Here is an 18179-nt window from a genome sequence, read left to right as displayed (position 1 = left end):
TTCTAAATGGGAAGATTACCTTTCATTATTGCCGCCTGCATACTTATTACTGCTTTTGATATTTATTGCTTCAATGCCTTGATGGCAGTATTCAAAAACTGGAAACCTAGAACAAAAAAAATCTTCGGAATATTATATTGGACGTATAGCATTCTTTTGATTGTTGGTGTTTTTGCGGGTATTTACCTTAATCTTTTTTTAACGCTCAGGGCAATTATTTTGGTTGCTTTCTTTTTAACGGTAGCTTGTAAAATGGCGATGTTGCCTTTCTTAGTTATTGATGACATAAGAAGGTTGTTTATTAAAATTTTTAGAAAAAAAGAACCTCTAAAAGCACAACAAATAACAGAAACAGAGCCCATTTCCCGCTCCGAATTTTTAGTTAAGGCAGGCTTGGTTGCTGCAGCCGTGCCGTTAACTTCTTTAAGCTGGGGCATTATATCAGGTGCTTATGATTATCAGGTTAGACGAGTAAATTTAATACTCCCAAATTTACCTAAAGCTTTTGATGGTATTACTATGGGTCAAATTTCTGACATTCATTCTGGAAGTTTTTATAACAAAACAGCTGTTAAGGGAGGTGTAGAAATGCTTTTAGGCGAAAAACCCGATTTCATTTTCTTTACTGGGGATTTAGTAAATAACCTTACCAATGAGGTGAAAGATTATCAGGATATTTTTGCTAAAGTAAAAGCGCCGCTTGGCGTATATTCTTCTTTAGGGAACCACGATTATGGCGATTATTATTTCGGCAAAGAATCATCACCTGCTAAGGTTAAAAACCTAAAAGACATGGTCGATGTGCATAAGATAATGGGTTATGATTTGTTAATGAACGAAAACCGCAGATTGAAAGTAGATGGCGAAGAAATTGGTATTTTAGGTATCGAAAATTGGGGAATGGGTCGTTTTCCAAAATACGGTAAAATGGAGCTTGCAGTAAAAGATACGGATGATTTACCTGTTAAGCTTTTACTTAGTCACGATCCATCACACTGGCGTGGCGAGGTTTTACAGAAATATCCACAAATAGATGCAATGTTTAGTGGTCATACTCACGGCATGCAATTTGGAGTTCGTTTAAAAGAATATCAATGGAGTCCTGTTCAATATATTTATAAAGAATGGGCAGGATTATATCAAGAGCAAAAACAACAGCTTTACGTTAACGTTGGCTATGGCTTTTTAGGTTATCCAGGTAGGGTTGGTATTTTACCAGAAATAACAATATTTACGCTGAAAAGGGCTTAATTTAAGAAGTATCATATTGAGCTTGTCGAAATGCTTTTATTTTTAAAAGCTCTTCGACAAGCTTAGCATGAAAGAGGCAGTATAGAATTAATCTTATCCTGCATTAAAGCGATATCCAACGCCTCTAACGGTTTGTAATAATTGTGGATTATCAGGATTTAATTCAATCTTTTTGCGCAAACGAACAATGTGCATATCTAGAGTTCTGGTATTTACATCAGAGTTATAACCCCAAACCACAAGCATTAATTCATCACGATTAATTACTTTTCCTGGATTACGTAAAAAATAAAGAAGAATACGGTTTTCCAAGATGGTTAACTCAATTTTCTTTCCATCTCTAAATAGAGTATGGATATTAGGATGATGCTCCATGTTACCAAAACGATGAATTTCGGCGGTATCTTTATTTACGATGAACTTCACTTTGCTTTCTAACATAGCTACCAAAACATCCATATTAAATGGTTTAGTAATATAATCTGAAGCACCAAAGTTGTAAGCATCAATTTTATCAACATCTTGCGCCTTTGCAGTCATCATAATTATTAAATTCTCGAAACCTTGTTTACGAACGCTTTCGCAAACTTCAGCACCCTGTTTTCCTGGCATCATCCAATCTAACAAAACAATATCAGGTTGGTCGGCAATAATCATTCTTTCGCCAGCGTCACCATCGTTTGCTTCCAAAACATTATACCCTTCAGTTTTTAAACGATGTGCTACTAAAAAGCGAAGGTTTTCATCGTCTTCTACAATTAAAATTTTTACTTCTTTAGACATTTGTGTTTTATTTTATGTTGAAGAACGGCTGAAATGTTGCAGTGCTTTAAACACTTTAACATAGATTTTTCCAACTTCAATTCAATTTTTAATTATTATATGGCAGCACAATTTTAAACTCTGTACCCGAGCCAACTTTACTTTTTACGGTAATTTCGCCCTGCATAAAGTTAACCAGTTCTTTGCAGAATGCCAAACCTAAACCAACGCTTCCCATTTGGTTATATTCGTTCTGTATTCTAAAAAACTTTTTAAATATATTATTTAATTCTGATGACGGAATCCCTATTCCTTTATCGGTAAAACGAAATACCAGTACACCTTTAATTAACTTAGCGCTAATGTTTAATCTCTTACTACCTGGGTTTGAATATTTGTAAGCATTTTCGGCCAAGTTATCGAACAAACTTCCAAGTAAAACAGGATCGGTTATAAAGGTTTTAAAGCCAACAACCTCATAAGTAATATCAAAATCGGGATGCTTAAGCGTGTGCGATTCGATTGTACTTTCAATAAAATCTTCTATGCTAACCGAATCCTGATTGAGAATGATCGCCTTATTTTCGATTTGTGTAAAGGCTAACAATTTATTCATTAATCCATTGAGCTTGTCGGCTTCCTCATCCAGAATTTTACCATACAATTGCTGCTCTCTCTGGGTTAAAGCTGTCGCACTTTTTATGTTATTTCCAGCAATTTTAATTACACTAACTGGTGTTTTAAATTCGTGGGTTAAATTATTTACAAAATCGTACTGTAGCTTAAACATTTTACTGTTGATGTTTAAATTACGATAGATTAAAAATGCAACCAAAAGCAAAACGCCGTAAACCAACAGAAGCACCAAAGCTATAGGCATGAAATAAATAAATATTTCCTTTTTGATATAGGATTTTGAAGAAGTAAAGTACAGTTTGAAATCAGAAAAAGCACCTGGTAAAGCAATTTCAGTTGTTATGTTTTCATCCGAAGTATCTATCGGATCGTAAGTCATAGGTTCTACCTTAATACTTTGGTACAACAACGGACGAGTATTAATAATTTTGATTTTACCTGGATCTAATTGAAAAACCATCATATCCTGTTGATATATGGGAGCAGGATTTAGCTTACGCATCATCATTTGCTTATAAGCTTTCAGATCTTCACGCCTGGGAATGTTTAGATAACTTATTTTATTATCGTTAGAGTTTACAACCGAGAAATTAGTAAAAAGTTCTTCTTGGGTGGGTACAGTTGCAGTATCTAACTGACCAACAAATGTTGCCAGTTTGTAAGCCATTGCATTAAAATCATCACTTACATCAAAAGAATTAGTATTATCTTCAGAATATAATTTTATCGAATCGGGATTAATGCCCTTACCAAACTGATAGATATATTTGGGGCCAATACCTAAATGGTTGGCATTAATTCCATCTCTTACAGGTGTATTTTTAACCTCGGTATCATAAAAAGTAACTTTCGATATAAAAGGGTATTTAAGCACTACAGTATCAACAAACTTAGAAGCCGTAGAGGAATCTAAAAAGCCATTGTAATAAGATACTTCAGGCATTTTATTTTGAAAAAACTCATTGTAAGGCTTAATACTCTGCTCTAAAACATTAACTTTTTCCGAAACGAATTCGTTTTCGATAGATTTTTTGCTGTAGTTAAAAGCTAAAAATAAAGACAGAATAAAAAGGATCGAAATTAAAACGATGAAGGTTACGCTTAACGAGAAATTTTTACGATAGCCGCTCTTTTTTTCTAAAATCATAACCTATTTCTTACCTAGGTTTTCTTTTAAAAACTCTTCTAATGCCTTATACAAAGCCGTTCTACCTTGTTGACGAAGCACAGGATTGGGTCCTTCTTCTTTCTCGATATAAGTTACAGATACATCACGTTTTTTTAGTTCCTTGATAAATTGAACTCCAATGGTTACATCAACACGTGGATCTTTAGGATTTTGAGCAAAAAATACTGGTGTTTTAAATCGATCTGCATGAAAAACAGGCGAAGCGAAACGAGTATAATCCGTATCGGTTTCAGGGTTGCCAAAAATTTCGTAGTACATCTGCAAATTCGATTTTAAAAACGGTGGAATAGTTTTAAAATAGCTGAATAAATTAATGATACCAGAATTTGAACCACCGCAACTATAAATATCGTTATTTTTATACAAACAATTAAGTGCTATAAATCCACCAAAACCATTTCCATAAATAGCTACCTTTTTTGGGTTGGCAATTTTCTTTTTAATTAACCATTTAACACCATCATTAACATCTTCCTGAATTTTATCACTCCACTGCTTAAATCCAGCTTTGTAAAATGCTTTACCATAACCTATAGAACCTCGATAATTAATTTGCAAAACTGCATAACCTCGGTTAGCCAGAAATTGAACGTCGGCATTATAACCCCAGGTATTTCTTGCACCAGGACCATTATGTGGCAAAACAACAACCGGCAAATTTGTTGGTTTTTTATCTTTAGGTAAGGTTAAATAACCATTTATGGTTAAGCCATCGCTACTTTTATAACTTATCGGCTGCATTGCACTCATATCTGCTTCGTTTATAGAAGGATTTATATCGGCAAGTTTTTTAAACTTATTCTGATCGGCAACGTATAGATAGTAAGAACCTGGATTTTTATCGGTATAAGTTCTAATAACAAAAGCATTATCGCCTTTATCTTTATCCATAATACGCCATTCGGTACCAGGTAAAAGTTCATCAATTTTTGCGTACCTAACTCTTGTGCTGTCATCAAGGTAGTATTTCTCCTTTTTCCACGATTCGCAGGTAACAAAAATCATTTTCTTTTTACTCTTCGAATATTTAGCATCAACCACATTTAAGGTATCATTTCCAAACAATACTTGTTTTTCTTTCCCAGTTTTTAAATCGAGCGCAACAAGTGCATTTTTATCGCGGTTTACATTTGATATGGCAAAAAGTACATCTGCTTCATTTTCGGCAAAAGCAACAGGTTGTAAAGTGGTTTCGAAACTATTCGTAATAACGGGTTTAAAAGGAAGGCTTTCATTTTCACGATACAACAATGTTTCATTTACACCATCGCTTGCAACTGCAATTTTAAGAATACCCTTATTATCGGTTACCCAATCGGTAATATTACCAGGGTTTTTTGCTGCAATATCCATTTTACCGCTACGAACATTTAAACGGTAAACATCAAAAACTGTAGAATCTCTTTTATTCGATGCAACAATAATGTATCTATCATCAATTAACTGATCTTCGATTACCCTTAATCTTGTTTTTTCGTTAGAGCTTAACTGCTTTTGGTTCTTTCCATCTTTTCCAACAACAAACAAATCCGACTTTCGTTCTTTCGACTCATCTTCTGTGTAATAAATAATTTCGTTGTTGCTAGTCCAGAAATAAAAGCTAATACTTTTTTCTGTTAAGTGTGTAATCTGAGTGCTATTTCCTGTTGCAATATCCTCTACAAATAAATCGAGTTTTTTATCTTGTAGCTTTAAATAAGACAAACATTTTCCATCTGGCGAAACGTGGTAGTAGGCCTTATCCTGTGTTCTAAAAAAATTATCTACGGGTATAATCTTACCATCATCCGAACCTTTACAAGCCCAAATAAAAGCTACTAAAACCAATAAAATTAATCTCTTCAACATAAAAAATTCCTTTTCGGACCACAAAAATAGAATAACCAAACAGCTTAAATACCAATTACATTAAGAATGTTACCAACACCACCTAAAAGCCGTGGTGCATCCAATTTAGTATTTAAAATACCGAGAAAAATAAAATACAGGTAACATTTAAAATACGTTTTATATACACGTGGTTTTTAAAGAAAGATGTATTAAAATGTTACATTTAAACCTTATATTTTAGCAATATGAATCGGTTAATATTCATTCTGTTTATATTTTTTTTCGGCTCGGTAAGTGCCCAAAGCCTTCGCCAGAACAGGCAAATTGTACCTGATGAAAGTGCCTTGGCTATTCAATATTACCAGGAAGGCGATTACGAAAAAGCGGCTGTAGTTTTCGAAAAACTATTTTCGAATCCCAATAACGAAGGATATTTTGATATCTATTTTAATACTTTATTAAAGTTGAAAAAGTACGATGTTGCTGAAAAGATAGTTAAAAAACAAATTAAACAATCGCCGCAGCCCGAAATGTATTCTATTGCACTAGGCAAACTTTATCAAGAAAAAGGTGATTCGCCTGCAGCCAATAAAATTTTTGTGGATGTTATTGGCAAGCTTCCTAAAGATGAATTTAAAATAAGAATGTTGGCCAATAATTTTTATCGCTACGAAAATTATGAATACGCAATTCAAACTTTCAAACAAGGCAGAAAATTAATGAACAACGATAAAGCTTTCGCATTTGAGCTTTTGAATATTTATCGCTTTAAAAAAGATAAACCTATGTTGATGCAGGAGTATTTAGATATTCTGCCAAGTACCCCACAATTGTTACCACAAGCAGAAGCTGTTTTATCGATGCTTTTTGAAGATAAAAGTGATTATCAAAATTTTCAAGCTGGAATATTAAAAAAGATTCAGAAAGAACCAGATGTAGAAATTTATATCCAACTACTAACCTGGAATTACATTCAGCAACAAGAATATGATATGGCTTTACGTCAATTAATTGCATATGATAAGAGAACAAAAGCCGATGGAAGTACACTATTTAATGCCACTTATACTTTTGTAGATAACGGGGCTTACGAAACTGCTATAAAATCTTACGAATACCTTTTAACCAAAGGCAAAGAGAATCAATATTATTTACCATCGAAAATTGAACTGCTGAACACAAAATATAATATTCAAACCAAAGGAAAATACAATAAAGCAGATTTAGATTTGTTAGCAAAAGATTATCAGATTTTGCTAGATGAAAACGGTAAAAACAAAAACACGCTTTTCGCGATAAAAAGATGGGCTACGCTTCAGGCTTATTATTTAAACCAACCTTCTAAAGCTGAAACTGTACTCGAAGAAGCTACGAAACTTCCTGGCCTTAGCGGTACCGAAGTTGGACAATTGAAGCTGGATTTAGGAGATATTTATATTTTAACAGCTCAGCCCTGGGAAGCTTTTTTGGTATATGAACAGGTTAGTAAACAGTTTGAAGGACAGCCAATAGGTAACGAAGCTCGCTATAGAAGCGCTAAACTTTCGTTTTATCAGGGAAATTTTGAATACAGCAATGGCCAATGTTTGGTGTTAAAGGCAGCTACTTCTCAGCTAATAGCAAACGACGCTTTAAATTTAGGTTTATTGATTACAGATAACACGCAAACACCAACTGATAGCAGTGCTTTAAAAATGTATGCTGATGCAGAAATGTTACTATTTAGGAATTTATCCGAAAAATCCATTAAAAAATTAGATAGCATTTCGATTGCTTATCCAAATAATTCGTTAGCCGATGCAATTTTAATGACTAAAGCAAAAATCTTTATCAAAGCAGATGATTATCAAAAAGCTGCCGATATTTTAAGGAAAATTACGGAAGATTTTAAAGAAGGAATCTGGACGGATGATGCATTATTTACTCTTGCAGATTTGTACGAGAAAAAACTAAACGATATTGCCCAGGCGAAAATATACTTTCAAAAACTAATTACCGATTACCCAGGCAGTATGTTTAGTGCCGAAGCAAGAAAAAGATTTAGGAATTTACGCGGTGATGGCGTTTAAGAATTCGCTTCTTTTTCACCTTCTTCCTTTTTAATTCTATAAACAATCTCACTTACAAACCCTATTTCAATTATAAAGGCGTATAAAAGCGAGTTAATTACCAAACCTAAAAAGTATAACACATTATTCGAGCTAAAAAAGCCCCACAATAACGTATGTGTTGGAAATTGAAAAACTGAATACAAATCGGATAAAGAACTTAAAAAGAAATTAGGTGCAAAAACATTCTTATCTTCTGATACAAAAGCGAAGAAGCAAATCGTAGTCAAAATTCCGATTGCTACAAAGGCTTTAAAGAACCTATATTTACTAAAATGCCAGATGTAGTATTTCATTGAGGGATGAAAATTTAAATTGTGGTAAACCACTAAGTTCGAAAATTTTATGGTTAACTGAAATATAAAACGAATTTTAACAAGCTTTTATTTTTTCCAGTTCCACACTACAGTACCCCAAACCAAAACATTTTCATCATTAGTTTGATAGATTTAGCTTAAAACAATTCATTTTTTCTTGCGATCATTTTATTAAACAACAAACATGTTTAATAAAATGACATCTATATTTTTAAACCCGATAAGCTTATTTATTATCTTTGTGGCATGTTATTATACAACGTTACGCTAATTTTAGAAGATTCTGTAGTTGAAGAATGGTTGCAATGGATGCAGGAAACTCATATCCCACAAGTTATGGCAACGGGTATGTTTTTATCGCATCGCCTATTAAAAGTATTAGATTCGCCAAATGAGGGCGTTACTTATTGTACTCAATATATTGCAGAAAACCTAGAAAACTACGAAACTTACCAAACTGTACATGCACCTGCTTTGCAAGAAGATTTAAACGAGCGTTTTAAAAATCGTTTTGTTGCATACAGAACTTTGATGGAGTTTGTATCTCCAATTTCTTAGAGTCTATTAAGCGCCTTTAATTTTTTAAATCAGTTTAGGGTTTTAGTTTGTCGTTATTTTTGTGTCTATCAGCGTCTCGGATGGTTTTCTTTTGCAAATTTTTCTCTAAAGCTTCTGTCAAATTAATACCAGTTTGATTCGCCAGGCAAATTAAAACAAACATTACATCGGCCATCTCATCGGCAAGATTTACATCTTCATCACTTTTTTTGAAAGATTGCTCCCCGTATTTTCTAGCCATAATACGGGCAACTTCACCAACTTCTTCCATCAAAATGGCAGTATTGGTTAACTCATTAAAATAACGGATCCCAGTTGTATTAATCCAATTATCTACTGTTTGCTGTGCTTCGTTAATGGTCATTTATTCTTTCTTCTATTTCTGAATTCAATCTTTTATTTATGTCTACCTTGGCGTCTTCAAATAAAAAAACTGTGGCACCCTTCTCTCTTGCCCATCGATTTTTTATTTCACCTATTTTAGTTGTCTTATTAAAAAACGGACGAGGTTTTTCACCCTCTCGCTCACTTACGCTGCCATCAACTATTAAAATTAAATCATTAATAGGCTTATCCATTCTAAACCAATAAAGATAATCGGCATTGTAAGATACGGCATTAATATTTTGATATTTTGAATAATAATTAATTGCACCTGCCTGTCCGTAATTATCGGCTCGCACAACAACTGCCGATTTATCCTTTACTTTCCCGTATGCAGAATCTACTATCTGCGCAAGCTCTTTCCAACCCTGCATATCTGCATAATCTTGTGGCAAATCATGATTTTTTCCATCTTCCCAGCGTAAAGCACCAACCCTTTCAAATCGCTTATGATTTGCCATTATTTTTTCGGGCGCATAAACAGGCATTACCAGTGGGGTGATATAAGCAAATGAGCCAGTTATAAATAATATCAGTAAAGATGGAAGAATCCATTTTCGCTCCATAAGTTTACTGATATAAACACTTCCGAAGGCAAGTAAAACAGGATACAAACCCAAAGCGTAATAAGCCTTAGCCTTAAAGTAGCTAAAAATAATTAACGTAAAAATATAGGCTAAAAACACCCATAAGTATTTCTTGAACGGTTTATAAAATAAAAATCCAACGAAGGCGGCTAAGAGCACAAAAATATCACTAACAAAAAACAGGATTTGTTCCTTAAAAAAATCAGCTCGCTTTATGTTTACCAATTGCGTTTCGCTTAGTTCTTTCATGTGACTAATAACAGGGAAATTATGAGCGATTTGCCAGAGTATGTTCGGCAAAATTAGTAACAGCGCCAACCCTATTGCAAAATATAAATGCTTGGTAACAAAAACTTTTCTGTTAGGCGTAATTAAAACTGCAGGCAAAATCCCCAATATCAGAAAAAGGACATTGTATTTATTCAAAAATCCTAAAGCACCCCAAATGGCGAAATAATAAAGATAATGGGGTTTGTTATCATCTTCGAAATAAATAATCAAATAATAAAATATGGCTGTCCATGCTAAAACATCGAAAGAATTCGGCTGATAAAGAATATTAAGTCTTAAGTAAGATGAGCATATAAAAGCTATCGCGAGCAAACATTTAGCGTAAAAACTTCCTTTTAACTTATCTACAACTAACCAAGCAAAAACCATTGTTAGTGCCCCGAAAAGTGCTGGAAAAAATTTAACCCAAAATATCCCATTACCCAAAAATTTAATAATTAGAGAAAATAAAGATGTTAGTGGAGGAACTGACGTAAAACCAGCAGCCAAATGATTAGCTTGATCTAAATGCAAAAACTCGTCTCGATGGAGTTCGTAAGCACCATTAACCAAAACATAGCTCAAAACGAATTTCAATAGAATGAAAAATAATAGAAAAAGTAGTTCTTGATAATCAGATTTCGAGCGCTTCATTTTACTCCTTATTTTTAGTATCGATTAAAATGGTAACTGGTCCATCATTTAATAAACTTACTTTCATATCTGCACCAAAAACTCCAGTTTCAACCTTTTTTCCAAGTAAATCACTTAATTTTTCAATCATTTTTTCATAAAGCGGAATGGCAACATCTGGTCTGGCGGCTTTGGTAAAACCTGGGCGATTGCCCTTTTTTGTTGCCGCAAAAAGCGTAAACTGACTTATCAAAAGAATATTGCCACCTACATCAGCAAGTGCTTTATTCATTAAATCATTTTCATCAGCGAAAACACGCATACCAACAATCTTTTGAGCAAGCCAATCTAAATCCTCAGTTGTATCAGCATCTTCAATTCCTAAAAGAACTAAAAATCCTATTTCAATTTGGCCCGTTATATTTCCATCAACAACGCAACTTGCCTGTGTAACTCTTTGTAAAACTGCACGCATTTTAACTATTTTTGGGATTCAGATTAATATGCGCAAGATAAGTATTTTAGTAGTTATAGCACTTTTGTTTACCGCCTGTAAACAAAAGTTTACCGTACACTCTACCTTTTATTTTTGGCGAACCCAGTATAAAAATCAAAAAGCCGAAACCGAATACCTCAATCATTTTAAATCAAAATCTTTATATGTACGCATTATGGATATTGATTTAAATTCCGATACACAAGAGCCAGCCCCAGTTTCGCCAATAACGTTTAAAGATTCTCTTCCGAGTAAAATTGATATTGTACCTGTAGTTTATATTGTAAATAACGTTTTTAATAATCTGGATGAAAACCAAACAAAGTTACTTGCCAACCGAACGGCAAAATTTGTTGATGCAAAAGTTAAACAGGGTGGAAAACAAAATTACAAAGAAATACAAATTGATTGCGATTGGACACAAACAACAAGAGATAAATATTTCAACTTTCTAAAACTATTAGAGCAGGCACCAATATTCAAAGGGAAAGAGATTTCGGTTACTTTAAGGCTACATCAAGTCAAAAACCTGATTTCAAGTGGTATTCCGCCTGTAAAAAAAGTAATGTTAATGTGTTACAACATGGGCAATCTTCGAAAATATGGCGAGCAAAATTCTATTTTAGATATGAATGAAATGGAAGTATATTTAAAAGATAAGCTTAAAAGTTATCCATTAAAAATCGATGTTGCATTACCGCTTTTCAGCTGGGCTGTTATTTTCCGAAAACAGCAATACTCAGGTATTTCAAAACATATAAATAAAGAAGAATTAAATAACACAAAGCTTTTCAGCCGAAGAAAAAACACCATTCTTTATGATTTATTGATAGATTACCCTGCAGCTGGATTAAAGAAAAATGATGTGGTTAGATGGGAAGAAATTTCTACCGAAGATTTACTTGCAACATCCAGTTTTTTATCCCGATATTTAAAACCAGAAGAACGAAATCTCGTCTTCTATCATCTCGATACCGACCTTTTAAAAACATTTAAGCATGAAAACCTTCAAAAAGTTATCGATAATTTTTAGTTTCTTTTTTTTAGCCTTTTTTGGTGAAATCGCAATTAATGTTGCCTGTGGTGGCGAAATTGATCCTTACGATTATTACGTTTCTTATTTTCATAATAATACACAAGGTGATGAATATAGTGCATTTGCCTTTACCGAAATGGCTTATTTATATAGTGATTACGAAATGGAAAGTGAATCGGATATAAATAGCAACGAGTGGGCTAAATACCTAAATGTAAAAGCTGCTGATGTTTATCATGTTATGTACGCCAGCGATAGCGCAACGAGTGTTCTTCTTTCTAAATACAATAGCAAAACGAGCTTACCAGACAGTTTAAGCAAAAATTCATTTTTAGCAGGTTTAGCTAAAAATAAAGAAGCCTTGAATTATTTTCTGTATGCAAAAAGTTGCGAGCCTTTGGCTAATGCAAGTTGGAATCAGTGGAATCCCGAACCTCGAGATTTAGGCGCCATGGTAGAAAAGGCGGATGAAGGTTTAAATTTAATCGCCAGTGAAAAAGACGATTTTTTAAAGCTGCGTTATGCTTATCAAACGGCAAGAATGTTTCATTATGCAGCTCAATATCAAGATTGTAAAAGCGTTTACGAGAAATTTATAAAAACCAACAAAAGTAAAAGTGCTGCAAAAGGCTGGGCAGAAGCGCTGTATGCAGGTTCGGTTCGTAAATCTGGCAATCCCGAAGAAGCAGCGTACTTATTTTCTAAAGTTTTCGCTAGTAATCCCGAGCGTCGTGTGCAGGCTTATAAAAACTATTATTACACCAGTTCGCCATTAACTAGTGTGTTAAAATATGCTAAAAGCGATGAAGATAAAACTAACATTTGGGCTATAAATGGCTTTGGCAATGCCGATGCTGATGTAGAAAGTTTAGAAAAGGTTTACGAATATAATCCGAAGAGTTTATTAAATGGTTCGCTTTTAGTGCGTGAGGTAAATAAACTAGAAAAAAATTTAATTGAAAATAGTGATATCGCTAAAATCGGTTATAACTACTATTTTTCGGGTTACGGAAACGGTGGCAAATATAAAGACAGCATTCGTAATGTTAATTTGAAGCACCTAAATCAAATTAAAAATTTTTCGGTAAAAATGGCAACCGAAAAGGAATACCCTCAACCAGCTTTAGGCACTTTAACCGCTGCTTATTTATCGTGGATGGAAAACCAAGACGCTCATGCTTTAAATTACTTAAGTACGCTAAATGCAGATAAATTACCAGAAAGATTACGTGATCAGTATAGGATTATCGACCTTTTAATTAAATCTAAGGGAATTAAAAAAGGAAATCCATTTAATGAAAATGATTTATTACCAGCCTTAAAATGGTTAGATGAGAAAAGATTTAAAGAAAATAGGGAGCAAGAAAAAAATCAAAATTATTCATACGATCGGACTGGTAATGGTGGCAGTCGTTTTACCCTAACCACACGAAATTTTTATCAACAAATTTTAGCACCTGCTTATTTAAAAATGGGTGATACAGCGAAGGCTGCATTGGCGATGGTTAAAGGTGACTTAATATATAAAACGGTAAGTGGTAACTCCCTTTTTAAAAATATGAGCTATCAAACCACTTCGTTTTGGCAAAAATACTTGAGTCCTAAAAGTATGCAGAACTTAACCAATCTAAAAAATGCACCAGCTTCAAACAGCGTTATCAGTATGCTTTCAAAAGCTTTAAATCAACTTAAAAATGATGATTTCTACGAACTTTACGGAACTACCTATTTACGCACTCATAATTATGCAAAAGCGATAGAAATGTTCAATAAAGTATCGCCAAATTATAATTACTTCGCTCCCGAAAACTGGTATGCCAGTGAAAGTGAAACTAAACTTTACGCCAATCCATTTATTGAAACTGTAAATGATTATCCAAAACAATATGTAGCTGCAAAAGCATCAATTACCAAAAAAGCATTTGCAGCAGAGATGCTTCGTTTGCAAAAATTAACTGTAAGTGATAAGAAAAATGCTGCTTTGTATTACTACAAAATGGCGAATGCGGTATATCAAACAGGTTATTTTGGCAACAGTTGGTTTTTAATCAGCTACGATTGGTCGTCGGATGATAATTATAATCCAGCCAAATACGTTTACGATGCCGATTACAAGAAAGCGCAAACTGCAAAAAACTGGTATTTAAAAGCAAGAGCTTTAAGTACTAATGCCGATTTTAAAGCAAAATGCACTTTTATGTTAGCGAAATGCGCTCAAAAACAAATCATAATGAATTACAATAATGTTTCGTTCAGTTATTTCGATACAAAAGATGTAAAGTATAACGACTTTTTAAAGGCGAACTACAATAACCCTTATTTTAAAGAGCTGAAGTTAAAATATGCTAAAACTCAATTTTATGCGGTTGCCGCAAGTGAGTGCAGCTATATGAAAGATTTTATTTCGCCTCGTATTAACAAAGGTGAATAGATTTTAAATCAAAATTGGGCAGGAATTTTGCCCAATTTTGATTCGAGTGTTTTGAAGATTATCCTTTAGCTTTCGCGTTAATGCCTTGTATCGTTACCGTGATAAATGCTTAAATAACTTTCATATCTCGAGATCGCAATTTCATCGTTATTTACGGCTTCAATTACTACACAACCAGGCTCATTAACGTGCTTGCAGTTATTAAAGCGGCAATTATGCGAAGTTTTAAAAATCTCTCGGAAGAAATGCCCCAATTCTTCTTTTTCGATATCGATAACACCAAGCTCTCTAATTCCAGGCGTATCTACAATAAAACCACCCTGTGGCAACTCGAACATTTCGGCAAAAGTTGTGGTATGTTGTCCTTTATCACTCCAGTCAGAAACCTCGCCTGTACGCAAATCCCTATCGGGTAAAAGTGCATTAATTAAACTCGATTTACCTACACCCGAGTGACCAGAAATCAAAGTTATTTTATCAGTAATTAGCTCTTGAATAACTGGAATATTAATACCCTTTGTTGCCGAAACCTGATAACATGGATAGCCAATATTTTCGTAAATATTTTTAAACTCTTGTAGAATTTCCAAGCCCTCTTTACTAAACAAATCAAGTTTATTAAATACCAAAACAGCAGGAACATCGTATGCCTCGGCAGTAACTAAAAACCTATCGATAAAGCCTAAGGAAGTTCTTGGCGATGCAAGCGTAACCACTAAAATAGCCATATCTAAGTTAGCTGCAAGAATTTGAGCCTGCTTACTTAAATTAATCGACTTACGAATAATATAGTTTTTTCTCGGTAGCAATTCATTAATTAATCCTTGATTACTATCTCTTTCGAGGTCGAACTTAACCCGATCGCCAACCGCAATAGGATTGGTTGTTTTAATTCCTTTAATTCTGAATTTACCTACAATACGGCAATTGTAGCGTTCGCCATCATCGGCTAAAACACTATACCAACTTCCAGTAGATTTAATAACTAAGCCATGCATATTTGCAGTAAAGGTAATAATAAGCGATGGTAAAATGGAGGATGTAAAATGTAAAGTCGTTTTTTGATTAGAAAATAGATCCTCGGCAAAAGCCTTATTCGGAAAGCTAAAATAAAACATTTCCCTTTTTAGTAGCTTTACAAAATATTAATTATACGTCTTATCAGTCTTATGTCGAAATCGAAAAATAATGTTGCCCTTTTAGTTCATGCCTGTGACCGTTATGAATTTCTTTATAAAGGTTTCGATTTTTTCTTTTCCAGAAACTGGGATTTCAAGATTCCATGTCATTATTACTTCGCTACCGAGATTAAAAATGCGAAGGTTAACGGTTTCACAAATATTAAATCGGGAAAAGGCGAATGGGCTGATCGACTTGCGACTTTACTGAGGAGTATTGATGAAGAATACGTTCTCTATTTTCAAGAAGATATGTGGTTGAGTAAACCTGTTGATAAAAGTTTTTTTAACCAATTATTCGACTTTGCAGATCAAAATGCTTGCAACCAGATAAAACTTCATAGTTCTGATGTTTACACAACTAAACAAACTGAAAATTTTATCGATGGATTTAATATTACAGAAATAGACAACAAGGCATCACATTTTTTAATGTCGCACCAGGTTACACTTTGGAAAAAAGATTTTTTACTAGCTCAGCTTTATAAAAAAGAACATCCCTGGCGAAATGAGCGAAAAGGTACTAAACGATTAAAAACACTAAATCCTTTAATCCAGCATGTAGATTACTTCTCAGAAAACGGTTCGTTAGAAATTAATCAAAATAAAAAGCCAATTAAACGAAGTGAATATTTTGCAGTTTCATTTAACAGCACATTGAATCATAATGCACTTCGCTTTATAGAAATACTAAAATCTGGCACTAAAGCCGAAAAAGATTACGCTAAAGATTTACAAAACCATTTCGAAAACGGATTAACACATGATGGAAAGCCAAAACCAAAAAAGGTAGATTTATTTAAGAAATTTAAAACCTGGTTTCTGCAAAGAAAGGGTTAATTACTGGTTCTATAATTCAGGTTACTTTTGAACTTTCCAGCCTTCGTCTTTACTTAATTTAAGTTTGTAAGTTTTGGTAATGAAGTTGCTGTTTTCGCTTCCATCTTTATCAAACGGAGCAAAATCGGTATTTACCTTTTTAAGCGAAACGGTAACCTTAGCAGTGCTTGAATTTACCTGAGAAAAATCAACGGGCTTTTCATCGCTAAGCACATACTCAACAACTTTTACAGTTGCTTTATCGTTATCTTGCTTTAAAACTAAAGGACTAGCCTGTTCGGTTAAAGTAATTTGATAAACAAAGCTACTATCGCTAGATAAGAATTTTTTGTTTGACTCTTTTAATGTTAATGCGACAAGCCCTTTTGCAGCTAAAGCTTTATACTTCACTAAATCAACTTTATCATTTTTGCTGCTGAATTTTATTTCACCGAACCTAAAATGGGTTGTTTTATACTCAGGATTGGCTTTCAGATAATCTGTAATTACCGAACCGGCTTCATCTTGATTAATGGTGGTTTTTGTTTTACATCCAGCAAAGCTGATTACAATAACAGACAAAATATAGATAGTAAGTTTTTTCATAGTAAATGCTTTATGCGTTTTAAAGATATTTATTTTTAGGCTAACCGCAAAGAACGTAAAGTGTTTCACAAATAAAGTTTAGAAATTTGGCTAAACGCGAGGAACACAATTTCTTCAACAACCTCCTTAATTAAATTATGTTTAAAATACCTAAGATACTCTTCGGTGTATTGGGTGGTAAATTAAGATTTTTTCAAAAACTTTAAGTTTGGTATCACCATCGCTGATAAAATTACGGCGACACCAACCCAACGTAAAAACGAAACCTGTTCTTGCAAAACAAAACCAGCCATCATTACTGCCACGGGCAATTCTGCTGCGCTTAAAATAGAGCTTAATGCTGTGCCGATTTTAGGTACACCTTCAGCGTAAAATAAAGGCGGAATTACTGTCCCGAAAATGGCAATTATTAATCCCCACTTTAATAAACTACCACTTAAAGCACCGTTAAATAAAAATACTGGCGGAAAAATAATGAAGATTAAAATACATGCTCCTGTAATCATCAAGGCACTTTTTTTAAGCGGTGGATATTCATTACCGATTTTTCCGCTAAGCATTAAAAATCCTGCATAAGAAATTGCAGCCAGTAAGCCGAAACCAATTCCTGTCAGATTTAAGCTGCCAATGTTTGTTTCAATCATTCCACTTGCCAAAACAGTTCCACCCAAAACTAGTAAAATGGCTAAAAATTGTAATGTAGATGGTTTCTTTTTGAAAATGATAAATTCAAGTAAAATGCTCATCCAAATAAATTGCATCAGCAAAATTATAGCAACCGAATTTGGAACCAGTTTTACGCATTGATAATAAAAAACACTGACAAGTCCTGTACAGGTTCCTGCTAAAACCATTTTCCACCAAGGTGTTATAATTGTAATTTGTTTAGCTTTATATTGCGAAGTTCTGCTTTGAAGGAAGAACAAAATCCATAAAATTACAGCACCAAAAAATGCCTGTGCCCCTGTTACATCGCCTAAAGTGTAACCTTCGTGATAAGCAAGTTTTACAAAAGTAGATAAGATGCCGAAACTACAAGCACCAAAAAAAACAAGGAGAATTCCTTTTAACATTAAAATTATTAATTA

Annotated in this window: 16 protein-coding genes; 6 read left to right on the top strand and 10 right to left on the bottom strand. The window is 33.7% G+C overall.

Annotated elements, in window-relative coordinates:
• Positions 1 to 6: 6 nt before the first annotated feature.
• The gene (locus ACZZZI_RS13010) at positions 7 to 1251 is read left to right on the top strand and encodes a metallophosphoesterase (protein WP_463489629.1); all 1245 of its coding nucleotides are present in this window, start codon (positions 7 to 9) and stop codon (positions 1249 to 1251) included.
• A gap of 93 nt (positions 1252 to 1344) precedes the next feature.
• On the opposite strand, the gene ACZZZI_RS13005 is transcribed toward ACZZZI_RS13010, so the two are convergent.
• The 3 genes from ACZZZI_RS13005 to ACZZZI_RS12995 form a co-directional block, all read right to left on the bottom strand.
• Entirely contained in the window at positions 1345 to 2034 is a 690-nt protein-coding gene (locus ACZZZI_RS13005) for a response regulator transcription factor (protein WP_316756017.1), read from the bottom strand.
• 88 nt (positions 2035 to 2122) lie between these two features.
• The gene (locus tag ACZZZI_RS13000; protein ID WP_316756015.1) at positions 2123 to 3796 is read right to left on the bottom strand and encodes a sensor histidine kinase; all 1674 of its coding nucleotides are present in this window, start codon (positions 3794 to 3796) and stop codon (positions 2123 to 2125) included.
• 3 nt (positions 3797 to 3799) lie between these two features.
• The gene (locus ACZZZI_RS12995) at positions 3800 to 5686 is read right to left on the bottom strand and encodes a S9 family peptidase (RefSeq protein WP_463489628.1); all 1887 of its coding nucleotides are present in this window, start codon (positions 5684 to 5686) and stop codon (positions 3800 to 3802) included.
• 227 nt (positions 5687 to 5913) lie between these two features.
• Here ACZZZI_RS12995 and ACZZZI_RS12990 point away from each other — a divergent pair, with 227 nt between their 5' ends.
• Positions 5914 to 7737 (top strand): tetratricopeptide repeat protein, encoded by a 1824-nt coding sequence (locus ACZZZI_RS12990; RefSeq protein ID WP_463489627.1) that lies wholly within the window; start codon positions 5914 to 5916, stop codon positions 7735 to 7737.
• Here ACZZZI_RS12990 and ACZZZI_RS12985 read toward each other — a convergent pair.
• A complete protein-coding gene (locus tag ACZZZI_RS12985) occupies positions 7734 to 8072 on the bottom strand; it encodes a hypothetical protein (RefSeq protein ID WP_344766738.1) in 339 nt (112 codons plus the stop codon). The two genes, ACZZZI_RS12990 and ACZZZI_RS12985, sit on opposite strands and share 4 nt — an antisense overlap.
• Before the next feature lie 267 nt (positions 8073 to 8339).
• Here ACZZZI_RS12985 and ACZZZI_RS12980 point away from each other — a divergent pair, with 267 nt between their 5' ends.
• Positions 8340 to 8651, top strand: a complete 312-nt coding sequence (locus tag ACZZZI_RS12980) for a DUF4286 family protein (protein WP_316756007.1) — start codon at positions 8340 to 8342, stop codon at positions 8649 to 8651.
• A gap of 34 nt (positions 8652 to 8685) precedes the next feature.
• Here the strand turns inward: ACZZZI_RS12980 and ACZZZI_RS12975 are convergent, their stop codons facing one another.
• The 3 genes from ACZZZI_RS12975 to dtd are packed head-to-tail and all read right to left on the bottom strand — an operon-like array spanning position 8686 to position 11000.
• On the bottom strand, positions 8686 to 9015 hold the full coding sequence (locus ACZZZI_RS12975) for a nucleotide pyrophosphohydrolase (RefSeq protein ID WP_316756005.1): 330 nt from the start codon (positions 9013 to 9015) through the stop codon (positions 8686 to 8688).
• Entirely contained in the window at positions 9005 to 10546 is a 1542-nt protein-coding gene (locus tag ACZZZI_RS12970; RefSeq protein WP_463489626.1) for a glycosyltransferase family 39 protein, read from the bottom strand. The genes ACZZZI_RS12975 and ACZZZI_RS12970 overlap by 11 nt, the downstream gene beginning before the upstream one ends.
• 1 nt (position 10547) lies before the next feature.
• A complete protein-coding gene (dtd, locus tag ACZZZI_RS12965; RefSeq protein ID WP_424058960.1) occupies positions 10548 to 11000 on the bottom strand; it encodes a D-aminoacyl-tRNA deacylase in 453 nt (150 codons plus the stop codon).
• Between the two features lie 28 nt (positions 11001 to 11028).
• Between dtd and ACZZZI_RS12960 the strand changes: the two genes are divergently transcribed.
• Together ACZZZI_RS12960 and ACZZZI_RS12955 are read left to right on the top strand one after the other, a co-directional pair.
• Positions 11029 to 12054: a hypothetical protein gene (locus tag ACZZZI_RS12960; RefSeq protein ID WP_463489625.1), complete on the top strand. Its 1026-nt coding sequence runs from the start codon at positions 11029 to 11031 to the stop codon at positions 12052 to 12054.
• A complete protein-coding gene (locus ACZZZI_RS12955) occupies positions 12020 to 14488 on the top strand; it encodes a hypothetical protein (protein WP_463489624.1) in 2469 nt (822 codons plus the stop codon). The genes ACZZZI_RS12960 and ACZZZI_RS12955 overlap by 35 nt, the downstream gene beginning before the upstream one ends.
• Positions 14489 to 14565: 77 nt before the next feature.
• Here the strand turns inward: ACZZZI_RS12955 and rsgA are convergent, their stop codons facing one another.
• Entirely contained in the window at positions 14566 to 15486 is a 921-nt protein-coding gene (rsgA, locus tag ACZZZI_RS12950) for a ribosome small subunit-dependent GTPase A (protein WP_463491796.1), read from the bottom strand.
• A gap of 171 nt (positions 15487 to 15657) precedes the next feature.
• Here rsgA and ACZZZI_RS12945 point away from each other — a divergent pair, with 171 nt between their 5' ends.
• A complete protein-coding gene (locus ACZZZI_RS12945; RefSeq protein WP_424058954.1) occupies positions 15658 to 16506 on the top strand; it encodes a hypothetical protein in 849 nt (282 codons plus the stop codon).
• A gap of 21 nt (positions 16507 to 16527) precedes the next feature.
• On the opposite strand, the gene ACZZZI_RS12940 is transcribed toward ACZZZI_RS12945, so the two are convergent.
• Positions 16528 to 17091, bottom strand: coding sequence for a hypothetical protein (locus ACZZZI_RS12940; protein ID WP_316755993.1), 564 nt, complete (start codon positions 17089 to 17091; stop codon positions 16528 to 16530).
• 182 nt (positions 17092 to 17273) lie between these two features.
• Entirely contained in the window at positions 17274 to 18164 is an 891-nt protein-coding gene (locus tag ACZZZI_RS12935; protein WP_463489623.1) for an EamA family transporter, read from the bottom strand.
• Positions 18165 to 18179 lie beyond the last annotated feature (15 nt).

It is taken from the genome of Pedobacter sp. AC190, assembly GCF_979258025.1.
Note: the sequence above shows the minus strand (reverse complement) of the source record. Positions and strands in the feature narration are given on the sequence as shown.